Raw genomic sequence first — 22,158 nt, forward strand, 5'->3', positions numbered from 1 at the left:
CCGTTATCCGCCAACCCAATTCGAGGAGCCCGCTGTGGCGCGAACGCCCACGCCCAAGATCCACGGCATCATCGCCTACCCGGTAACCCCGTTCTCCGACAAGGGGATTGACACCCAACGGCTGGCCGCACTGGTCGAGCGGCTGGTGTCCGCCGATGTTCACGCGATCGCGCCGCTGGGCAGCACCGGCGAACTGGCGTACCTCGAGGAACCCGAGGTCGACGCCGTCATCGACACCACCATCGCTACCGTCGCCGGCCGCGTCCCGGTGATCGTCGGGGTGTCGGATGTGACCACCGCCAAGACGATTCGGCGCGCCACGTATGCCCAGCAGGCCGGGGCCGACGCGGTGATGATCCTGCCGGTGTCCTACTGGAAGCTCACCGAGCGCGAGATCTTCCAGCATTACCGCAGCATCAGCGACGCCATCTCGATTCCGATCATGGCCTACAACAACCCGGCCACCAGCGGTGTCGACATGCCTCCCGAGCTGCTGGTGCGCATGTTCGAAGGCATCGACAACGTACGCATGGTCAAGGAATCCACCGGCGACCTGACCCGGATGCAGCGCATCGCCGAACTTTCCGGCAACCGGTTGCCCTTCTACAACGGCAGCAACCCGCTGGTGCTCGACGCGCTGAAGGCCGGGGCGTCCGGATGGTGCACGGCCGCACCGAATCTGCGGCCACAGCCGTGCATCGGCCTGTACGAGGCGGTGCGTGCGCAAGACCTCGACACCGCACAGAAGCTCTACGACGACCTCAAGCCGCTGCTCACCTTCATCGTCGCGGGCGGACTGGCCACCACCGTGAAGGCCGGCCTGGAGCTGCTCGATTTCGGAGTCGGCGACCCGCGCGCGCCGCTGCTGCCGCTCGACGAACAGGGCCGCGCCGAGCTGCGGGGCCTGCTGACAAAGGCCTAGCCCAGGTCGGGCGCGGAGAAGGTGTCACACTTGTTCGGGTCGCCGGTCTGGTATCCGATGGTGAACCACTTCTGCCGCTGTTCGGACGAACCGTGCGTCCAGGACTCGGGGTTGACCCGGCCGGTGGATTCCTTCTGGATCCGGTCGTCGCCCACCGACGCCGCGGCCGAGAGGGCATCCGAAATGTCCTTGTCGCTCAACGGTTCCAGGTACGGCACGCCGGTGCTCTCCTGCTTGACCGTGGACGCGTAGTGCGCCCAGATTCCGGCGTAGCAGTCGGCCTGTAGCTCGGTGCGAACGCCGTTGCCGCCGGCGCCCTGTGCGCCCTGCTGCGAGCGGCCCAGCAGGCCCTGCAGGTTCTGCACGTGGTGACCGTATTCGTGGGCGACCACATACTCCTGGGCGAACGGCCCACCGCTGGAACCGAATCGATCCACCAGCTCCTTGAAGAAGTCGGTGTCGAAATACGCCGTCTTGTCCACCGGGCAGTAGAACGGCCCGACCGCGGTGGTCGCGTGCCCGCAGCCGGTCTCCACCGATCCGGTGAACAGCCGGACGTGCGGGCGGGTGTAACCCTGCAGCAGCTGGTGCCACACCGCGTCCACCGAGTTGCCGGTGGCGACCACGCGGCATTGGACGTACTTGTTGGCGTCGGCGCCGGTCTTGCACTGGCTCAGGTCGAACCCGGGTGCCGAGTAGCCGCCGGTGTTCGTCTGCTGGGAGTTCATCACGCGGCCGGGATCGACGCCCAGGAACAGCGCGCCGATCAGAATGAGCAGCCCGAGGCCGCCACCCCCGACGGCCATTCCCATGCCGCCCCCACCGGACGAGGACGCGGTGCTGGTGTCGATCTGCATGCCCTCGTTGAAGGTCATGACGCTCTCCTAACGTTGCCGGGTCGCAAGGGAGTCGGTGTAGCTGCGCAGGTTGCGCAGGTAGCGGCGCAGGGCCAGGTTCAGCAGCGGCCCCACCACGACCATCGCCAGCTTCGCCGGCCCGGCCGGTTTCTGGGCCATGGTCCACGTCAGCCGGCAGCCACCCGGGATGACCTCGACCCGGTAATCCTCGGCGAAAGCCGCCACGGACCGGGTCGAGCATTCATTGAACCGAAATGCCATGTGCGTGAACGGTTCCCAGGCGAGGAACTCCTCGTTGCCGACGATGCCGCCGCGCATCTCGACGACGCGGGTGGTCCGGACGCCACGCGGCTCGGGGCTGGTCCAGGTCACCTTGGTGATCACCTTCGCCCACCGCGGCCAGGACTGAGCATCGGAAAGCACCTCGAACAGCTGCTCGGGCGTGATGGCCAGGTCGACGCTGTTGCTGAACCGAAACGGTGCGGTGTCGGTGAAGCTCGTATCGACGCGCTCGCAGGGGAACATGACAACAACTTAGCCGGGGCCGTCGCTCGCCGCGGCGAGTAAGGGCACTATGACGTCGCTGATCGGCGTGGCCAGGCCGTGGGCCCGGCCCTTGCGAACGATCACGCCGTTGCGGATGTCCCATTCCATCGGCCGCCGGTGTTCGGCGTCGGTCAGGATCGACGTGCTCATGTCCTCGGCGACGTTGCGGAACATGTCGACCAGCTCGTCGACCACGCCGTCGCCCAACCGGGCTCCCTCGGCCCGCGCCACGGCCAGGCACTCGGCGACATAGCGCCGCGACAGCGCGGCGACGTCGTCGCGGCGGAACATCCCGGACCGCCGCCGCGCCAGCGCCATGAACCCGGCCAGCGCGTTGGTGAGCAGCTTGTGCCAGGCCGCGGTGAGGATGTCGGGGTCGCAATCGACCCGGCAGCCGGCGCCGCGCAGCAGCTCGGCGACCGTCTCCGCGGACGGCCCGCTGGGCAGGACCACGGCAGCCTCGGTGCGCAGCCTCACCCAGCCCTCGGGCTGGGCCTGAGCCGAGTACCACACGATCCCGGGGACGACGGGGGACAGCGGGCAGTGCGGCTGCACCTGCTCGACCTGCTCGACACCGTTTTGCAGCACCACGACGATGGTGTGGACGTCGCACAGCCGGGCCAGCCAACCGGCCGCCGAGTCGTTCTGGGTGGCCTTGACGGCCACCAGCACCACGTCCACCGGCGCGGTCACCTCGGCGGGATCGGTGCGCACCGGCCCGGGGACGACGATCGGGTCGGCCCCGTCGGGCCGCAACTCGATGGCGTCGCGCGGGGTGCGACCGCACACCATCACCGAGTGACCGGCCTTGTGCAGCAGCGCGGCGGCCGTCGTGCCGACGGCGCCCGGACCGACCAGGGCGATGTTGGTAGCAGCGTCTGTGGCGATGCCACCGAAATTACCTCCTTTAGACTGGGCACTCGTTCTGGCCGGTGCAACCACATCAGGAAATGGGGAGTGTTTCGTGCTGCGCAGTCACGCCGCGGGTTCGCTGAGAAGTAGCGACGCCGGGCAGCAGGTGACGCTGGCGGGCTGGGTGGCCCGTCGCCGCGACCACGGCGGCGTCATCTTCATCGACCTGCGCGACGCCTCCGGGATCGCCCAGGTGGTATTCCGCGAGTCCGACGTGCTGGCCCAGGCGCACCGGCTGCGCGCCGAATTCTGCGTCGCGGTCACCGGTGTGGTCGAGATCCGGCCCGAGGGCAACGCCAACCCGGAGATCGCCACCGGCGACATCGAGGTCAACGCCACCACGCTGACCGTGCTCGGCGAGAGCGCGCCGCTGCCGTTCCAGCTCGACGAGCCGGCCGGCGAGGAGCTGCGGCTGAAATACCGGTACCTGGACCTGCGCCGCGACGGCCCGGCCGAGGCAATCCGCTTGCGCTCCAAGGTGAATGCCGCCGCGCGGTCGGTGCTCGCGCAACATGACTTCGTCGAGATCGAAACCCCGACGATCACCCGGTCGACCCCGGAGGGGGCGCGCGACTTCCTGGTGCCTTCCCGCCTGCACCCCGGCTCGTTCTACGCGCTGCCGCAGAGCCCACAGCTGTTCAAGCAGCTGCTGATGGTGGCCGGCATGGAGCGTTACTACCAGATCGCGCGCTGCTACCGCGACGAGGATTTCCGCGCCGACCGCCAGCCCGAGTTCACCCAGCTCGACATGGAGCTGAGCTTCGTCGACGCCGAGGACGTCATCGCCATCTCCGAGGAGATCCTGTCCGCGCTGTGGGCGCTGATCGGGTATCAGATCCCGACGCCCATCCCGCGGATCAGCTACGCCGACGCGATGCGGCGATTCGGCTCCGACAAGCCCGACATGCGCTTCGGGCTTGAGCTCGTCGACTGCACAGAGTTCTTCAAAGACACCACATTTCGCGTCTTCCAGGCCCCCTACGTCGGCGCCGTGGTGATGCCCGGCGGCGCCTCGCAGCCGCGGCGCACGCTGGACGGCTGGCAGGAGTGGGCCAAGCAGCGCGGGCACCGCGGACTGGCCTACGTGCTGATCGCCGACGACGGCACCCTGGGCGGTCCGGTCGCCAAGAACCTGACCGACGCCGAGCGTGACGGGCTGGCCGCCCAGGTCGGGGCGAAGCCCGGGGACTGCGTCTTCTTCTCGGCCGGGCCGGCCAAGCCGTCGCGGGCCCTGCTCGGGGCCGCCCGAAGCGAGATCGCCCACCGGCTGGACCTGATCGACGCGCAAGCGTGGGCGTTCGTCTGGGTGGTGGACCCGCCGCTGTTCGAGCCCGCCGACGACGCGACCGCCGCCGGCGACGTCGCCGTCGGGTCGGGGGCGTGGACCGCGGTGCACCACGCGTTCACCTCACCCAAGCCGGGCCACGAAGACGCGATCGAGACCGACACCGGCAACGTGCTCGCCGACGCCTACGACATCGTCTGCAACGGCAACGAGATCGGCGGCGGATCGATCCGTATCCACCGCCGCGACGTCCAGGAGCGGGTGTTCGCGGTGATGGGCCTGGACCATGCCGAGGCCGACGAGAAATTCGGATTCCTGTTGGAGGCGTTCACCTTTGGCGCGCCGCCGCACGGCGGGATCGCGTTCGGCTGGGACCGGATCAACGCGCTGCTGTCCGGGGTCGACTCCATCCGCGAGGTGATCGCCTTCCCGAAGACCGGCGGCGGCGTCGACCCGCTCACCGAAGCGCCGGCGCCCATCACCGCCCAGCAGCGCAAGGAGTCCGGAATAGACGCCAAGCCCGAGAAGGTTGACAGGGCATGACTGAGCAACAGAGCCTTGACCCCGCATTCGTCAACGATTTCAACGAGAAGATCATCGCGGAGTTCCGCGCCAACGACGGCAAGGTCGGCGGCCAGTTCGCCAACGCCGACCTGCTGCTGCTCCACACGACCGGGGCCAAAACCGGCCGCCCCCGAGTGTCGCCGCTGGCCTACTTCCGCATCGACGGCAAGCTGATCATCATCGGCTCCTTCGCCGGCGCCCCGGTCAGCCCGGCCTGGGTGCACAACCTGCGGGCCAACCCGCGGGCGCGGGTGGAGATCGGCACCGACACGTTCGACGTCGCCGCCCACGAGCTGCCCGCCGACGAGCGGGGCGCGCTCTTCGACAAGGTCACCGCCGCCGCGCCCGGCTTCGCCGAGTACCAGGCCAAGACCACCCGGGTGATTCCGCTCTTCGAGTTAAACCGGACCTAACCGGTGGGCGCTTCGCGGCGGGCGATCCCATCGCTGGTTCTCGCCGCCGCGCGCGCGGGCAGCAAACGGCTGCGGCTGGTCTGGTTCAACCTGGTGCAGACCGCGGTGGCCGCGGGCCTGTCCTGGTACCTGGCGCACGATGTGCTGGACCACCCGCAGCCGTTCTTCGCGCCGATCGCCGCCGCGGTGTCGTTGTCGACCAGCAACGTGCTGCGCGCGCAACGCGCCGTCCAGATGATGATCGGGGTGACCCTGGGCATCGGGGTGGGCTCGCTGGTGCAGGGCCTGCTCGGTCCCGGCGAGGTGCCCATCGCGGTGGCCGCGCTGGTGGCGCTGGGCGCCGCGGTGTTCATCGGGGGCGGCTTCATCGGTCACGGCATGATGTTCGCCAACCAGACCGTGGTGTCGGCGATCCTGGTGCTGGCGCTCTACCGCGGCGGCGTCGGGCTGGAACGCATCTTCGACGCGCTGATCGGCGGCGCGGTGGCCATCGTCTTCGCCGTCCTGCTGTTTCCCGCCGACCCGCTGGCGGTGCTGCGCAGCGCCCGCGCCGGCGTGCTCGGGGTGCTGCACGACGTGCTGTCCCGGGCCGCGGACGTCGCCGTCGGCCGCAAGGAACCGCCGCCGGACTGGCCGCTGACTGCCGTCGACCGGGTGCACGAACAGCTCAGCGAGCTGCTCGAGGCGCGCACCACCGCGCGCCACGTCGTCACCATCGCGCCGCGACGATGGGGCCTGCGGGCCGCCATTCAGGCCGCCGACCATCAGGCCGTGCACGTGGCTCTGCTGGCCGGCTCGGTGCTGCAACTGGCCCGCGCCGTCTCGCCCGGCCCCGAGCCCACCTCAGCCGGCGGCCGCGAGCGCCTTCCCCAGCCGGTGCCCACCGTGCTGGTGGTGCTGGCGGCCGCGACCGCGCTCGCCGACACCGATCCCGCCGGCGCCTGCGCATACACCGCCTCGGCGCGTCACCACGCGGCGGAGTTGCAGTCCGGCGCGCGCGAGAAGACGCACGTGATCCTCGCCGACGTCGTCAGCGCATGCGTGGACGACCTGCAACGGGTCATCGATCTTCGGCACGCGTGAGCACTTCAGCGCGAGTCGGCCAGGAACTCCTGCACCAACTTTCGCGGCGCCTGGGTCAGCCACGCCTCGGTGATCAGGTCCTCGAGATCACGCACCGAAATTTTGGCCAGGTTGACCAGCACCGCGGGATAGCCGTCGAAATGCGGTGTGGTGAAGTAGGTCCCGGGCTCGTCGTCGATCAGCGCGAACTTGACGCCCTCATCGGACACCCGAACGCCGAGGATGTCGCCCTGCGGCGGCGGCGGCGGACCGTCGCGCTCCAGCGCCTCGCGCTCGGAGGGCCGCAGCGGCCGCTCCCAGGCCAGCAGTTTCTTGCCGACCCGCCAGTCATGCGGTGACGGCTCGGAGGTGAGTGCCAGCTCACCAACGATGCGGGCGACCTCGCCCCACGTGGCCACAACACGATTGTGCTCCCGTTTCGGCGCGAGTGCCGTCGGATCGGCAAACGGTACGCGGCGGGGCTTCCGGCGGACCCCACGCAACCGTCCGGCATGTGATGAGATCAGCGATGAGGAGGAGGAAGCGCTTGCCAGCAGAACCAGGCGAACCGGGAACCGGGGTCGCACGCCGTCACCGGGTGACCCACCGCACCGAGTACCGCTACTCCGACGTCGTGACCAGCTCTTACGGCCGCGGATTTCTCACTCCGCGCGACTCGCTGCGGCAGCGCTGTGTCGCGCATCGGCTGATCATCGACCCGGCGCCCGCCGACAGCTCCACCAGCGAGGACAGCTACGGCAACATCAGCTCCTATTTCCACGTGACCGAGCCGCACGGTGTCCTGAAGGTGACCAGCGACTCGATCGTCGACGTCTATCCGCCCAGCGCGGACCTCTACACCGGCGGGCCGGCGGCGCAGCCGTGGGAGGCGGCCCGGCCGGCCGGGCCCGCCGGAGCGCTCGCGACCGAGTTCACCCTGGACCTCAATCCGCCCGAGATCACCGACGACGTCCGCGACTACGCGGCGCCCAGCTTCACCCCGGGTCGCCCGCTGATCGAGGTGCTGGGAGACCTGACGTCGCGCATTTTCACCGATTTCACCTACAAGTCGGGGTCGACGACGATTTCCACCGGGGTCAATGAGGTTCTGGCCGCCCGCGAAGGGGTATGCCAAGACTTCGCCAGGCTGGCGATCGCCTGCCTGCGAGCCAACGGGTTGGCGGCCAGTTACGTATCCGGGTATCTGGCCACCGATCCGCCACCCGGAAAGGATCGGATGATCGGCATCGACGCCACCCACGCCTGGGCCGCGGTGTGGACTGCGCAGCGGCCCGGCCAATTCGAATGGCTGGGACTCGATCCCACCAACGACCAGATGGTCGACGAGCGCTACATCGTCGTGGGCCGGGGCCGTGACTACGCGGACGTCCCGCCGCTGCGGGGCATCATCTACACCAACTCGGAGCACAGCGTGATCGACGTCGCCGTCGACGTGGTGCCCTACGAAGGCGAAGTGCTGCATGCGTGACTTCACCTGCCCCAACTGCGGTCAGCGACTGACCTTCGAGAACTCCACCTGCCTGAATTGCGGGAGCGCGCTGGGGTTTTCACTCGACCAGATGGCGCTGCTGGTGATTTCGGAGGACGACACCGGCGAGCACGCCGGCTTCGTGCACGCCAGCGAGTATCAGCTGTGCGCGAATCTACTTCTCGCCGAATGTAATTGGCTGGTTCCCGTCAATACCCCCCGGCTGCTGTGCCCCTCGTGCGCGCTGACGATCGAGCGGCCCAACGACGCCGACACCGTCGGGATGGCCGAGTTCGCCCGTGCCGAGGCGGCCAAACGCAGGTTGATCGCCGAGCTGAGCGAGCTCAAGCTGCCGATCGTCGGACGGGACCGGGATCCCGACTACGGCCTGGCGTTCCGGCTGCTGTCCAGCGCGCACGAGAAGGTGATGACCGGACACGAAAACGGGGTCATCACTATCGATTTGGCCGAGGGTGATGACGCCCACCGCGAGCAGCTGCGCGTCGAGATGGACGAGCCCTACCGGACCCTGCTCGGGCACTTCCGCCACGAGATCGGGCATTACTACTACTACCGGCTGATCGCTCCGTTCACCGACTACGTGCAGCGGTTCAACGAGCTGTTCGGTGACCACGAAGCCGACTATCAGGAGGCGCTCGACCGCCACTACAACGAGGGCGCTCCCGAGGGCTGGCAGGAGGACTTCGTGTCGTCCTACGCCACCATGCATCCCGCCGAGGACTGGGCCGAGACGTTCGCCCACTATCTGCACATCCGCGACACGCTGGACACCTCGGCGTGGTGCGGACTGGCGCCGGCGTCGGCCACGTTCGACCGGCCCGCCTTGGGCCCCAGCGCTTTTCAGACGATCATCGACATGTGGCTGCCCCTGTCGTGGTCACTGAACATGGTGAACCGGTCGATGGGCCACGACGACTTGTACCCGTTCGTGCTGCCGGTCGCGGTGCTGGAGAAGATGCGGTTCATCTACACCGTGGTCGATGAGGTGACGTCGGAGGCCCGCGGTCGCGCCTCGGTGGCCGGCTAGGGGCCGCTTCGCGGGCGACATCGAACGCACCCGGCTAGGCCGGCATCACCCGTCGCTCGTCGGGACCCCAAATCGGTTGCATGCCACCGGGCAACGCCAGCTGGGTGGTGGTGATGACCTCGGCCAGGTCGCGCAGCTCGCCGTGCACCGCGGCGAGCAGCTCCGCCAGCTCCGCGCGCCGGCCGTCGCCGCCGACCCGTTCGAGCTCGGCGGGGTGGGAGCGCCGCAGCAGGGTGCCGATCTCGTCCACCAGCCGTTCGGGGCGTGACGACCCCGACGAGCCGGGCAGGTCCCGCAGGTTGATCCGCAGCCGCTCCAGCTGGTACAGCAGCGACCGCGGGTTCTGCGCGTCGAACAGCATCAGCTCGGCCATGGCGGCCACGCTGATCTTGCCCACCGTGCGGCGCCGGTAGATGACCGACGACTCGCACGCCACCAGGGTGGACTCGATGACGGTCTGCTCGGCCGCGGCGCCGCGGCCGACCGTCAGGGTGGCCTGCAGCAACGCCGTCAGCCACAGCCCGCGTTCGATCCGTTTGCCGATGTCCATCATCGTCCAGCCGACGTCGCGCACCATCGACTCGCTGGCCACCCCGGACAGGGTGAGCATGCCGGCCAAAGTTTGGGCCTGCGCCCCGGTGAGCAGGGCGTCGGCCTCGGAAAGCGATTCCGGCGGTTCGCTTTCCAGTGCGAGCGCGCGTTCCACCGCGGCCAGCACCATCCAGGTGTCGTTCGACATCTGGTCGCGCACCGCCCTTGCGGCCAGCGCCAGGCCCTCCACCGATTGCACCAGGGAACCGGGCCGGTGCGGATCGACGGTGAGCGACCACAGCGTGGAGGGCGCGGTCGCGATCATCTCGGCGTGGTCGCCGCCGGTGTCGGGCGTTCCGGTGATGCGGCCCAGCGCGGTCATCAGCACCGGCACGCATTCGCTTTCCTCGCTGTGCTGGTGGTGGCGGTAGACGTGGAACCGGTCGCGGGTGACGATCAGCAGCCGCGCCATGCTTTCCGCGCGCTCGCCGTAGCGGCCGATCCAGAACAGGTCGGACAGCACACGCGGCGAGCTGATGCCCCAGGTGCCCGCCGCCGTCTTCGCCGGCGGCTCCGGCGTCGGCAGGCTGATCGCCTCGGCGCGGGCGCGCTCGGTGGGCCGCACCCAGACATCCTTCGCCGCAATGGTTTTCAGTGTATATGCGGCGGACCCGGGTGCCAGCACATAGCCGATGCCGCCGATCATCGGCGCGTAGCCGCCGCGCTGGGCGACGGTAAACAACCGGATGCCGACGCCCGCCGACGACAGCACGCCGGCATGGTCGGTGGGCGCGGACGAGAATTGCGGCAGCTCCTGGCCGATCCACTGCCAGGGCATCCGCTCGATACGGGCCGCCAACCGTGTCAGCTGCTGAGCCGAAAGAGTGGGCCCGACAAGGGTTTTCTCGCCGACGGTAGACTTCACCAACAGCGACGACAGGTTCGCCAGCAGGTGTGAGCGTTCGCCGGCGATGCCGCCCCAGTAGACCTGGGCGGTGGGCAGCTGCAGCGTCTCCGACAGCAGGTGCTCGGCCATCGCGGGCAGGAAACGCAGCAGCCCAGGGTTTTCCAGGATTCCGCTGCCCAGCGTGTTGACCACGGTCACCGTCCCACGGTGCTGGGCCTCCACCAATCCGGCGACGCCGAGCCGCGAGTCGGCGCGCAGGTCCAGCGGGTCGGTGTAGTCGGCGTCGACCCGGCGCAGCACGACGTCGACGCGCTTCAGCGTGCCCAGCGAGCGCATCCACAACATGCCGTCGCGCACCACCAGGTCGGCGCTTTCCACCATCGGAAAACCCAGCAGGGTAGCCAGATACGCCTGGTCGAACGCGGTCTCGGAGTAGATGCCCGGGGACAGCACCACCACCACCGGGTCCTGGGCGTCATCGGGTGCCGCGTCGATCAGCGCCAGCCGCAGCGCCTGGGCGAACGGCGTCGTCGGCCGCGGTGCGATGCGCTCGTAGAGGTCGGGAATCGAGTGCGCGACGACCCGCCGGTCGGCCAGCGCGTACCCGGCTCCCGAGGGCGCCTGGGTGCGGTCGCCGTTGACGACGAACTCGCCGTCCGGTCGTCGGCTGACATCGCAGGCGTGCATGAAAAGCTGGTGGCGGCCCGGGATTTCGATGCCATTGGCCGCGCGCACGTACCCGGGGTGGCCGAACAGCAGCTCGGGGGGCAGGACGCCTTCGGTGAGCAGGCTGCGCGGGCCGTACAGGTCGGTCAGCACGGCGTCGAGCACCCGCGACCGTTGCAGCAGGCCGGCCTCGAGCACCTCCCAGTCGGCCGCGGACAGCACGATCGGCAGGGTGTCCAGCTGCCAGGGCCGGGGTTCCTGGCCGCGGCCGCCGGGCTCGACGTCGGTGTAGGTGATGCCGTCGTTGTCGATGAGGTCGTGCACCACCGAGCGCAGCCGGTCCAACCCGGTGCGGCCGCGCTCGGCGATGGTGTCGGCCAGCTCCGCCCACGCCGGGCGCACGTTGCCGTCCTGGTCGACGAACTCGTCATAGCCGCTCGCCGGGCCGTGCCGCAGATCGAAGAGCGCCTCCTGGGCCCGCGCGGCGCGGTATCCGGCCAGCAGGCGATCGGCGTCGTAGCGCGCGGCGCCGGCCATCGAGCCGGGCCCAGCCGTTGCGCCGGTGCCGAATGTCATGTCCGCAAACGTCATTACTGCGCAACGGTACGCACGCGGCGCAGGTCGAGGATGCCCGGCGCGCCGACATCGGTGAAGATCCGGGCCTGCTTCTCCCGGATGCCGGACAGGTCGAGTTTGCCGGGGGTGAAGCCGGTCGCCTCGAAGCGGCGGGCGCGGCGTGCCTCGGCCTCCACGGCGTTGACCGGTGGTGTGTCGTAGGCCCGCCCGCCCGGGTGCGCGACGTGGTACGTGCAGCCCCCGCGCGAGGTGCCGGTGGTGAGATCGATCAGCTCGAACCGCAATGGCCCGTCGGCCGAGATGGTGGAGTGCAGCGCGCTGGGCGGCTGCCAGGCCTTGAACCGCACGCCGGCCACGTGGATGTCCGGATTGTCGGTGGCCAGCAGCGGCACCGGATAGCCGTTGGCCGTCAACACATAACGATGCCGGTCGGCCCCGATGATGCGGACCTGGATGCGCTCGACCGAGGAGTCGACGTAGCGCGCCGTGCCGGTGGCGGTGGATTCCTCGCCCAGCGTGGTCCACGGCTCGATGGCGCCGCGCAGTTCGATCTCCACGCCGTCGAACACCGCGGTCCCGATGCGCGGGAAGCGGAACTCGGTGAACGGATCCAGCCAGCTGGTCTCGAACGCGATGCCGTGCGCACGCAGGTCCGCCGCGACCTCGGCGATGTCATGAATCAGGAAGTGCGGCAACAGGTATCGGCCGTGCAGGTTGGCGCCGTGGCGGATCAGCGGCGCGCGCAGCGGCTCGTCCCAGAACCACGCGACCAGTGAGCGCACCAGCAGCGACTGCACCATGGCCATGCGCAGGTGCGGGGGCATCTCGAAGCCGCGCAACTCCAGCAGGCCGAGCCGGCCGCGGGCGCTGTCGGGGCTGTAGAGCTTGTCGATGCAGAATTCGGCGCGGTGGGTGTTGCCGGTGATGTCGGTGAGCAGGTGGCGCAGCGCGCGGTCGATCACCCACGGCTTGGTGGCGCCGCCGCCGCCCAGCCGGGCGATCTCGGCGAACGCGATCTCGAGTTCGTAGAGGGCCTCGGCGCGGCCCTCGTCCACCCGCGGCGCCTGCGACGTGGTGCCCACGAACCGGCCGGCGAACAGGTAGGACAGCGACGGGTGGCGCTGCCAGTACGTCAGCAGCGACACCAGCAGGTCGGGCCGGCGCAGCAGCGGTGAGTCCGCGGGCGTCACACCGCCCAGGGTGATGTGGTTGCCGCCGCCGGTGCCGCCGTGCGTGCCGTCCACATCGAAGGACTCGGTGGACAGGCGGGCCAGCCGGGCCTGCGCGTACAGCGTCTCCAGCTGCTGGTTCTGTTCGTCGAAGCTGGCGGTGGGCGCGACGTTGACCTCGATGACACCGGGGTCCGGGGTGATGGTGGTCGAGCGCAGCCGCGGGTCGGGCGGGGGATCGTAACCCTCGATCACCACCGGGCAGTCGGCCTTCGCCGCCGCCGCCTCGACCCGGGCGATCAGATCGACGTAGTGCTCGAGCCCTTCGGTGGGCGGCAGGAACACATAGAGCAGCCCGTCCCGAATCTCGGTGACCAACGCGGTGGGTGGCGCGCCGTCGGCGTCGACCACCTGCGCGGCGCCGGTCGACTCCGTCGACAGTCCGGCACCGACGGTCAGGGGATCGGCCTCGAACGACGGGCGCGGCGGTGTCCAGCTGACCGAATCCAGCGGCAGCCGCAGCCCCGCCGGAGAATCCCCGGGCAGCAACACGACGCGGCCGCGGCGCAGCCGCCAGTCGGCGCTGGCCCACCCGAGGTCATCGTCGCGCCGGTGCAGGGGCAGCACGAATGCCGCCGGGGCCGTGATGGATTCGTCCAGACGGGCCAGCAGCGCCGCGCGGCCGGCGGGGGAGTCGGCTTCCAGGTCGTCGGCGGCGTCCACCGGATCCCCTTCGGGCTCACGGACTTTGACCGCCAGCCGATGCAGCGGGTCCTCGTAGGCCGGCCGCACCTGCGAGGCCGGCAGGCCCAGGCCGTCGGCGATCCCGGCCAGCACCTGGGCGGCCGCCTCGTTGTCGACGGGGCGATGCGCCTTGCCGCTCCATGGGTCGGCCAGCAGCGTCTCGTCGGTCCACAGCGGACGCCCGTCGGTGCGCCAATGCAGCGCAATCTGCCAGCGGGGCAACGGTTCTCCGGGATACCACCGGCCCTGTCCGCGCTGGATCACGCCGCCCGGCGCCCATACGGCCTTCAGCCGGGCGGCCAGATCGGAGGCGCGCTGCCGCTTGTGCGGGCCGTCGGCGGCCGTCGTCCACTCCTTGGCGACCTGGTTGTCCACCGACACGAACGTCGGCTCACCGCCGATCGTGAGCCGGACGTCGGCCGCGGCCAGCCGCTCGTCGACGCGCCGGCCGACGTCGCGGATCGTGCGCCACGCGTCGTCGGTGTACGGCAGCGTGACGCGCGGATCTTCGTGCACCCGGGTGACGGTGTTGGCGAACTCCAGCACCGAGGTGCAGGGTTCGGTGCCGCCGCTGATCGGTGCCGCCGACGTCGGGTGCGGCGTGGCCGCCAGCGGGATGTGGCCCTCGCCCGCGAACAGCCCGGACGTCGGATCGAGCCCGATCCAGCCCGCGCCCGGGATGTACACCTCGGTCCAGGCGTGCAAGTCGGTGAAGTCCGCCGCGGGTCCCGACGGCCCGTCGAGGGCCTCGACGTCGGAGGCCAGCTGCACCAGGTAGCCGGACACGAAGCGGGCGGCCAGCCCCAGCTGGCGCAGGATCGACACCAGCAGCCAGGCCGAGTCACGACACGAGCCGACCCCGGCGCGCAGCGTGTAATCCGGTGTCTGCACACCGGGTTCCATCCGCAGGCTGTAGGCGACGTCGGCGTTGATCGCACGGTTGAGTTCGACCAGCATGTCGATGGTGCGCGTGCCGACGCGCACCGAGAAATTGTTCAGCCAGGCCCGCACCAGCTCGCCGGGGCCCGAGCCGTCGCCCGCTTCGTCGACCGGCCGCAGGTAGGGCTCCAGGTCCTCGGCCAGCTCCCTGGGGTAGGTCAGCCCGGGCCGCCCGTCGGCGGGGACCCACCGTTCGGCCCAGTCCTCGATGAAGAAGTCGAACGGGTTGATCACCTTGAGGTCGGCGATCAGCCCGACGGTGATGCTGAGCTGCTGCATCGGATTCGGAAACACCAGCCGGGCAAGGAAATTGCCCAACGCGTCCTGCTGCCAGTTGATGAAGTGTTCGTCGGGCTCGATGCGTAATGAGTACGCCTCGATGGGCGTGCGGGTGTGGGGCGCCGGGCGCAGCCGCACGATGTGCGGATAGACCCGGACCAGCCGGTCAAAGGTGTAGCTGGTGCGGTGCTCCAGCGCAACTTTGATGCTCATAGTCGCTGATCCCACCACACGCGCGTGTGCGGCGCAGCGCGCCGCAATTGCGGCTTACCGCGCCGTAATACGAGAAAGCTGCGCGCAGTGTCAGGCCGGTGCGGGTCCCGGCGGTGGGCCAGGCGGCGGGCCGGCCTGGTATCCCGCCTGATGCGGCGCGGCGACCTGGCCGCCGGAAAACTTGCGGTACGCGTAGATCCCGACCAGGGCGGCGACCGGGACCCCGACCAACACGCCCACTCCACAGGCCAGGAAACCCACCACGACGGCGGCGACCTCGACCAGCCACACCAGCAGGGCATTGCCGAAGTTCGACGTGACGGTGGAGAAGCTGGACGTGAGCGCCTTGATGGGCTGCTCGGACCGATCGATCGCGTACGGGATGGTGAACTGAGCAAAGATCCCCAGGATCAGGCCGGGCAGGAAGCACAGCACCGAGGCGATCGAGGTGAGAATCCCGACCAGCAGCGCCGCCAGGAACACCATGCCGAAGTTGCGCGGCCGGAAAAAGGACCCGATGGTCACCGGGCGGCCGTCGGCCAGATCCAGGCAGCCGGACAGGAACGCGGACTGGGCGAACGCTCCAACGAGGTAGGCGACGAGGTAGCCCAGGATCAGCAGCGCCGTACCGCCGCCGTTGAGGTTCGCGGTGAAGGTGAAGTAGTCGTCGTCGGAGTTGCTCGTCGTGGTGCCCATGTCCTGGCTCAGGCCGATCAGCGTGGAGGCGACGGCAAACAACACCGCGTACACCAGGGTTGGAACAATAAGCGCCACAGCGTTTTTGGTGAACGTGTTCCAGGCCCAGCCGAACGCGTCCCCGATGCTGAACACTGGCTGCCCCCCGTAGCCGGGTGGCGGTCCGTAGCCGGGAGGGGGTGCGCCATATCCCGGGGGCGGTCCGTATCCCGGAGGTGGGGGTGCGCCGTAACCCGGCGGCGGGGGAGGCGTGCCATAACCCGGAGGAGGCGGCGGTGCGCCGTAGCCCGGCGGCGGGTAGCCCGGAGGGTTGCTGCCCTGGGGGTCTGCCGGGATGCCCGGATACTCGGGAGGTTGGCTCATGTTCGTCCTTGCTGTCGGATTTCCTCAGGTGGCGAAGTTTCCTAGGAGGCAACGCGCGCAGAACTTGGCAAACGCCGAACTTAGCAAAGATGCGGCCCGGGCGCGCGGATTGCCGGCCCGCACGCCTGTGGCGGCGCGGGCGTCCGCCCGCCGTGGTATGCCTGAAACCGTGTCCGACGGTCTGTTTGACCTCCCCGGTGCGCCGCAGCCGAGCGATCACGGGCTGGGCGTGTCGGGCGGGGCGCCCCTGGCGGTCCGGATGCGTCCGGCATCGCTGGACGAGGTGGTCGGGCAGGACCATCTGCTGGCATCGGGATCTCCGCTGCGCCGGCTGGTCGAGGGCTCGGGCGTGGCGTCGGCCATCCTGTACGGCCCGCCCGGCAGCGGCAAGACGACGCTGGCCGCGCTGATCTCGCAGGCGACCGGCCGCCGGTTCGAGGCGCTGTCGGCCCTGTCGGCCGGTGTCAAAGACGTGCGGGCGGTGATCGACACCGCGCGCCGCGCGCTGCTGTCCGGCGAGCAGACGGTGCTGTTCATCGACGAGGTGCACCGGTTCTCCAAGACCCAGCAGGACGCGCTGTTGTCCGCCGTGGAAAACCGGGTGGTGCTGCTGGTGGCGGCGACGACGGAGAATCCGTCGTTCTCGGTGGTGGCGCCGCTGCTGTCGCGCTCGCTGATCCTGCAGTTGCGGCCGCTGAGCGCCGACGACATCCGCACCGTGGTGCAGCGCGCGATCGACGACCCGCGCGGGCTGGGCGGCCAGATCGCCGTCGCGCCCGAGGCCGTCGACCTGCTGGTGCGGCTGGCCGCGGGCGACGCCCGGCGCGCGCTGACGGCGCTGGAGGTCGCCTCTGAGACCGTCTGGGCGGTCGAGCCCGGTGGGGAGCTGACCGTCGGCGCCGTCGAGCAGTCCCTGGACGAGGCCGCGGTGCGCTACGACCGCGACGGCGACCAGCATTACGACGTCATCAGCGCCTTCATCAAGTCGGTGCGCGGCTCGGACGTCGACGCCGCGCTGCACTACCTGGCCCGCATGCTCGTCGCCGGCGAGGACCCCCGGTTTGTCGCGCGCCGGCTGATGATCCTGGCCAGCGAGGACATCGGCATGGCCGACCCGAACGCGCTGCAGGTCGCGGTGGCGGCCGCTCAGACGGTGGCGCTGATCGGCATGCCCGAGGCGCAGCTCACCCTGGCGCACTGCACGATTTATCTGGCCACCGCGCCGAAGTCGAACGCGGTCACCACCGCGCTGGCCGCGGCGACGGCCGACATCAGGGCCGGCAAGGCCGGCCTGGTTCCGCCCCACCTGCGCGACGGCCACTATTCGGGCGCGGCCGGGCTGGGCAACGCGCAGGGCTACAAGTGTTCCCACGACCACCCGGATGGGGTTGTCGCACAACAATATCCGCCGGACGAGCTGGCAGGGGTCGACTACTACCGGCCCACCGGACGCGGCGGTGAACGCGAGATGGCCGGCCGGCTGGACCGGCTGCGCGCGATCATCCGCAAGAGGCGCTAGACCAGCTCGGGCACCCGCAGGTGAGCGATCGCCAGCTCGAACTCGGCCACGTCGATCACCTCGGCGCCGAGCTCGCGCACGCGCCGGCTGCGCAGCTCGCTGGCGCGGTCGCGGTTGCGGGCCATCGCCTCCATCGAGTCGAACGTGGAGCAGGTGACGGCGCGGCGGCAGGCGGGGTGATCGACCATCAGGCTGGCGCTGCAGAACCCGTCGAGGCGTTGCATCTCGGGCAGCACCGCCATCCGGTAGAAGTCCAGCGACCGGTCGAGCTGATCCGGCACCACCTTGAGCCAGGTCGCGCGCACGCACGCGCCCGGGCGGGACGGGTGGTCGCGGTGCAGCAACGGGATGTCCCATTCCTCGACCCGCGCACTGCCGTCGAACATCAGTGAGGCCCGGTCGCGGATGGGCGCGACCCGCTCGGCGCTGCCGCGCATCGCCTCGATGGTGTCCCACGAGCTGGTGGCGATGCAGGTGCCCGATTGCCGGTCAACCAGCAGCGACAGTCCGACACACCCGTCGATCTCTTTGAGCGCGGGCATGACGACATCGCGAACGTGCGCAATGCCGATGTCGACCGACAGGGGTTGCGCCTGGATGGTGGTGGAGCGTGCGTACACGGTCGACCCCTCCTATGTCGGGGCGGCGCCCCGGTGGCGCCACCGGTCCCACTCGCTACCTTCCTCCTGCCGGTTGCTCGCCGCAATGCCCAACTGTGGCAGCGCTCACAATGGATTGGCTGGTCGCGAGGCCGGCGCCGTAGGCTTGACCGGATGCATACCGATGTGTTGGACGTGGACACCTCCCGCCGCCGCATCGTCGATCTCACCGAGGCGGTGCGCGGGTTCTGCTGGTCGCGGGGGGACGGCCTGTGCAACGTGTTCGTCCCGCACGCCACGGCGGGGGTCGCCATCATCGAGACGGGTGCCGGTTCCGACGACGACCTGGTCGACGCGCTGGAACGGCTGTTGCCGCGCGACGATCGCTACCGGCATTCCCACGGCTCGGAAGGCCACGGCGCCGACCACGTGATGCCGGCGCTCGTCGCCCCGTCGGTGACGGTTCCGGTCTCGGGGGGTGAGCCGATGCTGGGGACGTGGCAGAGCATCGTCCTGGTCGACCTGAACCGGGACAACCCGCAACGCTCGGTCCGGCTGAGCTTTCTTGAGGGCTAGCGGCCCCGGGCCGGCGCGCCGGGGCAGGTACTGTGAGCGGTCGAAATGCGTCGTGAGACGGGCTTGCCGTGCCCCGGCGAATAGGCTGGGAGCCAGACCTCGAAGTAACGGAAAGAAGCGGACTCGAAAGTGCAGACACACGAGATCAGGAAGCGGTTTCTTGATCATTTCGTGAAGGCGGGCCACACCGAGGTGCCGAGCGCATCGGTGATCCTCGACGACCCCAACCTGCTGTTCGTCAACGCGGGCATGGTCCAGTTCGTGCCCTACTTCCTGGGCGCGCGCACCCCGGAGTTCTCGACCGCCACCAGCATCCAGAAGTGCATCCGCACCCCGGATATCGACGAGGTCGGCATCACCACCCGGCACAACACGTTCTTTCAGATGGCCGGCAACTTCTCGTTCGGCGACTATTTCAAGCGCCGCGCCATCGAACTGGCCTGGACCCTGCTGACCAACGGCGTCGAGCAGGGCGGTTACGGCCTGGATCCCGAACGCATCTGGACGACGGTCTTTTTCGACGACGACGAGGCCGTGCAGCTGTGGCAGGAGATCGCCGGGCTGCCCGAGGACCGCATCCAGCGCCGCGGCATGGAGGACAACTACTGGTCGATGGGCATCCCCGGCCCGTGCGGCCCGTCCTCGGAGATCTACTACGACCGCGGGCCGGAGTTCGGCGTCGAGGGCGGCCCGATCGCCAACGAGGACCGCTACATCGAGATCTGGAATCTCGTGTTCATGCAGAACGAGCGCGGCGAGGGCACCGGCAAGGCCGACTTCGAGATCCTGGGGCCGTTGCCCCGCAAGAACATTGACACCGGCATGGGTGTGGAGCGGGTCGCCTTCATCCTGCAGGGCGTGCACAACGTCTACGAGACCGACCTGCTGCGGCCGGTCATCGACACCGCGGCCGCGCGGGCGCCGCGCGGCTACGACGTCGGCAACCACGACGACGACGTGCGCTACCGGGTCATCGCCGACCACAGCCGCACCGCGGCCATCCTGATCGGCGACGGCGTCACGCCCGGCAACGACGGCCGCGGCTACGTGTTGCGCCGGCTGCTGCGCCGGGTGATCCGCTCGGCCAGGCTGCTCGACATCGAGGGCCCCATCGTCGGCGACCTGATGGCCACCGTGCGCGACGCGATGGGCCCGTCGTATCCGGAGCTGGTCGCCGACTTCGACCGCATCCGGCGCATCGCCGTCGCCGAGGAGACCGCGTTCAATCGCACGCTGACGGCGGGCTCGAAGCTGTTCGACGAGGTGGCCGGGACCACCAAAGCCTCTGGCGCGAAAGCGATCTCGGGTTCGGACGCCTTCACACTGCACGACACCTACGGCTTCCCGATCGAGCTGACGCTGGAGATGGCGTCCGAGGCCGGCCTGCAGGTGGACGAGGTCGGTTTCCGCGAATTGATGGCCGAGCAGCGCCGCCGCGCCAAGGCCGACGCCGCCGCGCGCAAGCACGCGCACGCCGACCTGACCGCCTACCGGGAGCTGGTCGACGCCGGGCCAACCGAGTTCACCGGCTTCGACGAACTGACCTCCGAGGCAAAGATTCTGGGTATTTTCGTGGACGGCAAGCGGGTTCCGGTGGTCACTCACGGCGCCGAGGGGGCCGACCGCGTCGAACTCGTGCTTGACCGCACCCCGCTGTACGCGGAGGCCGGCGGCCAGATCGCCGACGAGGGCACGATCAGCGGGACGGGCGCCGGACAGAGCGCCCGCGCCGCGGTCACCGATGTGCAGAAGATCGCCAAAACCCTGTGGGTGCACCGGGTTAACGTCGAGTCCGGCGAATTCGTGGAGGGCGACACCGTCGTCGCGGCGGTCGACCCGCAGTGGCGCCGGGGCGCCACCCAGGGGCACTCGGGCACCCACATGGTGCACGCGGCGCTGCGACAGGTGTTGGGGCCCAACGCCGTTCAGGCCGGGTCGCTGAACCGGCCGGGCTACCTGCGGTTCGACTTCAACTGGCAGGGGCCGCTGTCCGAGGAGCAGCGCACCCAGGTCGAAGAGGTGACCAACCAGGCCGTGCAGGCCGACTTCGAGGTGCACACGTTCACCGAGCAGCTGGAGCGGGCCAAGGCGATGGGCGCGATGGCCATGTTCGGTGAGGCCTACCCCGACGAGGTCCGGGTGGTGGAGATCGGCGGCCCGTTCTCGCTGGAGCTCTGCGGCGGCACCCACGTGCACAACTCGGCGCAGATCGGGCCGGTGACCATCCTGGGCGAATCCTCGGTCGGTTCCGGGGTGCGCCGGGTGGAGGCCTACGTCGGGCTGGAATCGTTCCGGCACCTGGCCAAGGAACGCGCGCTGATGGCGGGGCTGGCGTCGTCGCTGAAGGTGCCGTCCGACGAGGTGCCCGCCCGGGTGGCCAACCTGGTGGAGCGGCTCAAGGCGGCGGAGAAGGAACTCGAACGCGCCCGGCTCGCCGGCGCGCGGGCCGCCGCCACCAACGCCGCGGCGGGCGCGGAGCGCATCGGTAACGTGCGGGTGGTGGCGCAGCGGATGTCGGGCGGGATGACGGCGGGCGATCTGCGGTCCCTGGTCGGCGACATCCGCGGCAAGCTGGGCGGCGATCCCGCGGTGGTCGCGCTGATCTCTGTGCTTTCTGCGGACGACGGCGGCGTAACGGTGCCGTATGCGGTCGCCGCCAACCCGGCCGCCCAGGACCTCGGGCTTCGCGCCAACGACCTGGTCAAGCGGCTCGCCGCGGCCGTCGACGGGCGCGGGGGCGGCAAGCCGGACCTGGCGCAGGGCTCCGGCAAGGATCCGGCGGGCATCGACACAGCGCTCGACGCGTTCCGTTCCGAGATCGCCGCGATAGCGCGGGTCGACTGAGTGGTCGCCGCACAGCACCGCTTGCCTGATCGGCCCGGCGATCCCCATCAGGACCCTGGCCGGGGACGACGGCTCGGCATCGACGTGGGCAGCGTCCGCATCGGTGTGGCCTGCAGCGACCCGGACGCCATCCTGGCCACCCCGGTCGAGACCGTCCGCCGCGACCGCAACGGCAAACACCTGCGGCGGCTGGCCGCGCTGGCCGCCGAACTCGAGGTCGTCGAGGTGGTCGTCGGGCTGCCGCGCACGCTGGCCGATCGCACCGGCCCGTCGGCGATCGACGCGATCGAGGTGGCCGACGCGCTGGCCCAGCGGATCGCGCCCACTCCGGTGCGGCTGGCCGACGAGCGGCTCACCACGGTGGCGGCGGCGCGGGGGGGGGGGGCGGCCCGGGGGGGGGGCCCGGAGGAACCAGGGGGGGGTGGTGAGGGGGCGGGGG

18 protein-coding genes are annotated in these 22,158 nt (G+C 69.9%); 10 read left to right on the forward strand and 8 right to left on the reverse strand.

Annotated elements, in window-relative coordinates:
- The first annotated feature begins 34 nt into the window (after positions 1-34).
- Entirely contained in the window at positions 35-922 is an 888-nt protein-coding gene (locus tag ACYQ8K_RS01020) for a dihydrodipicolinate synthase family protein (protein ID WP_459966491.1), read from the forward strand.
- Here ACYQ8K_RS01020 and ypfJ read toward each other — a convergent pair.
- Genes ypfJ through ACYQ8K_RS01035 form a run of 3 tightly spaced genes read right to left on the reverse strand, consistent with a single transcriptional unit; the run spans position 919 to position 3,213 of the window.
- Positions 919-1,797 carry a KPN_02809 family neutral zinc metallopeptidase gene (gene ypfJ, locus ACYQ8K_RS01025; protein WP_459966492.1) on the reverse strand — a complete coding sequence of 293 codons (879 nt, stop codon included), beginning with the start codon at positions 1,795-1,797 and terminating at the stop codon, positions 919-921. The two genes, ACYQ8K_RS01020 and ypfJ, sit on opposite strands and share 4 nt — an antisense overlap.
- Before the next feature lie 9 nt (positions 1,798-1,806).
- Complete coding sequence (locus tag ACYQ8K_RS01030) at positions 1,807-2,304, reverse strand: SRPBCC family protein (RefSeq protein ID WP_459966493.1); 498 nt, start codon at positions 2,302-2,304, stop codon at positions 1,807-1,809.
- Positions 2,305-2,313: 9 nt separating this feature from the next.
- Positions 2,314-3,213, reverse strand: a complete 900-nt coding sequence (locus ACYQ8K_RS01035) for an oxidoreductase (RefSeq protein WP_459966609.1) — start codon at positions 3,211-3,213, stop codon at positions 2,314-2,316.
- Positions 3,214-3,289: 76 nt separating this feature from the next.
- On the opposite strand from ACYQ8K_RS01035, the gene aspS reads away from it, so the two are divergent.
- Genes aspS through ACYQ8K_RS01050 form a run of 3 tightly spaced genes read left to right on the forward strand, consistent with a single transcriptional unit; the run spans position 3,290 to position 6,582 of the window.
- Positions 3,290-5,065, forward strand: coding sequence for an aspartate--tRNA ligase (aspS, locus tag ACYQ8K_RS01040; RefSeq protein WP_459966494.1), 1,776 nt, complete (start codon positions 3,290-3,292; stop codon positions 5,063-5,065).
- Positions 5,062-5,499, forward strand: coding sequence for a nitroreductase family deazaflavin-dependent oxidoreductase (locus ACYQ8K_RS01045; RefSeq protein WP_459966495.1), 438 nt, complete (start codon positions 5,062-5,064; stop codon positions 5,497-5,499). Before aspS ends, ACYQ8K_RS01045 begins: the two co-directional genes overlap by 4 nt.
- A gap of 3 nt (positions 5,500-5,502) precedes the next feature.
- On the forward strand, positions 5,503-6,582 hold the full coding sequence (locus tag ACYQ8K_RS01050; RefSeq protein WP_459966496.1) for an FUSC family protein: 1,080 nt from the start codon (positions 5,503-5,505) through the stop codon (positions 6,580-6,582).
- Positions 6,583-6,587: 5 nt separating this feature from the next.
- Here the strand turns inward: ACYQ8K_RS01050 and ACYQ8K_RS01055 are convergent, their stop codons facing one another.
- Positions 6,588-6,980, reverse strand: a complete 393-nt coding sequence (locus ACYQ8K_RS01055) for an MmcQ/YjbR family DNA-binding protein (protein ID WP_459966497.1) — start codon at positions 6,978-6,980, stop codon at positions 6,588-6,590.
- 110 nt (positions 6,981-7,090) lie between these two features.
- Here ACYQ8K_RS01055 and ACYQ8K_RS01060 point away from each other — a divergent pair, with 110 nt between their 5' ends.
- Together ACYQ8K_RS01060 and ACYQ8K_RS01065 are read left to right on the forward strand one after the other, a co-directional pair.
- On the forward strand, positions 7,091-8,050 hold the full coding sequence (locus ACYQ8K_RS01060; RefSeq protein WP_459966498.1) for a transglutaminase family protein: 960 nt from the start codon (positions 7,091-7,093) through the stop codon (positions 8,048-8,050).
- On the forward strand, positions 8,043-9,098 hold the full coding sequence (locus ACYQ8K_RS01065; RefSeq protein ID WP_459966499.1) for a zinc-binding metallopeptidase family protein: 1,056 nt from the start codon (positions 8,043-8,045) through the stop codon (positions 9,096-9,098). Before ACYQ8K_RS01060 ends, ACYQ8K_RS01065 begins: the two co-directional genes overlap by 8 nt.
- Positions 9,099-9,132: 34 nt before the next feature.
- Here the strand turns inward: ACYQ8K_RS01065 and ACYQ8K_RS01070 are convergent, their stop codons facing one another.
- From ACYQ8K_RS01070 to ACYQ8K_RS01080, 3 genes are all read right to left on the reverse strand, one after another.
- On the reverse strand, positions 9,133-11,739 hold the full coding sequence (locus tag ACYQ8K_RS01070) for a circularly permuted type 2 ATP-grasp protein (RefSeq protein WP_459966610.1): 2,607 nt from the start codon (positions 11,737-11,739) through the stop codon (positions 9,133-9,135).
- A 53-nt stretch (positions 11,740-11,792) separates the two neighbouring features.
- Positions 11,793-15,122 carry a transglutaminase family protein gene (locus ACYQ8K_RS01075; protein WP_459966500.1) on the reverse strand — a complete coding sequence of 1,110 codons (3,330 nt, stop codon included), beginning with the start codon at positions 15,120-15,122 and terminating at the stop codon, positions 11,793-11,795.
- 90 nt (positions 15,123-15,212) lie between these two features.
- On the reverse strand, positions 15,213-16,181 hold the full coding sequence (locus tag ACYQ8K_RS01080; RefSeq protein ID WP_459966502.1) for a hypothetical protein: 969 nt from the start codon (positions 16,179-16,181) through the stop codon (positions 15,213-15,215).
- Between the two features lie 157 nt (positions 16,182-16,338).
- Between ACYQ8K_RS01080 and ACYQ8K_RS01085 the strand changes: the two genes are divergently transcribed.
- Entirely contained in the window at positions 16,339-17,700 is a 1,362-nt protein-coding gene (locus tag ACYQ8K_RS01085) for a replication-associated recombination protein A (RefSeq protein ID WP_459966503.1), read from the forward strand.
- On the opposite strand, the gene ACYQ8K_RS01090 is transcribed toward ACYQ8K_RS01085, so the two are convergent.
- Positions 17,697-18,320 carry a hypothetical protein gene (locus tag ACYQ8K_RS01090; RefSeq protein ID WP_459966505.1) on the reverse strand — a complete coding sequence of 208 codons (624 nt, stop codon included), beginning with the start codon at positions 18,318-18,320 and terminating at the stop codon, positions 17,697-17,699. The two genes, ACYQ8K_RS01085 and ACYQ8K_RS01090, sit on opposite strands and share 4 nt — an antisense overlap.
- Before the next feature lie 165 nt (positions 18,321-18,485).
- Between ACYQ8K_RS01090 and ACYQ8K_RS01095 the strand changes: the two genes are divergently transcribed.
- The 3 genes from ACYQ8K_RS01095 to ruvX all read left to right on the forward strand — a co-directional run.
- Positions 18,486-18,875 (forward strand): secondary thiamine-phosphate synthase enzyme YjbQ, encoded by a 390-nt coding sequence (locus tag ACYQ8K_RS01095; RefSeq protein WP_459966611.1) that lies wholly within the window; start codon positions 18,486-18,488, stop codon positions 18,873-18,875.
- A 129-nt stretch (positions 18,876-19,004) separates the two neighbouring features.
- Entirely contained in the window at positions 19,005-21,719 is a 2,715-nt protein-coding gene (gene alaS / locus ACYQ8K_RS01100; protein WP_459966506.1) for an alanine--tRNA ligase, read from the forward strand.
- Positions 21,720-22,158, forward strand: a 439-nt coding sequence (gene ruvX / locus ACYQ8K_RS01105) for a Holliday junction resolvase RuvX (RefSeq protein WP_459966507.1), incomplete at its 3' end; no start/stop codon positions are given.

The sequence above is a fragment of the Mycobacterium sp. MUNTM1 genome, from assembly GCF_054660795.1.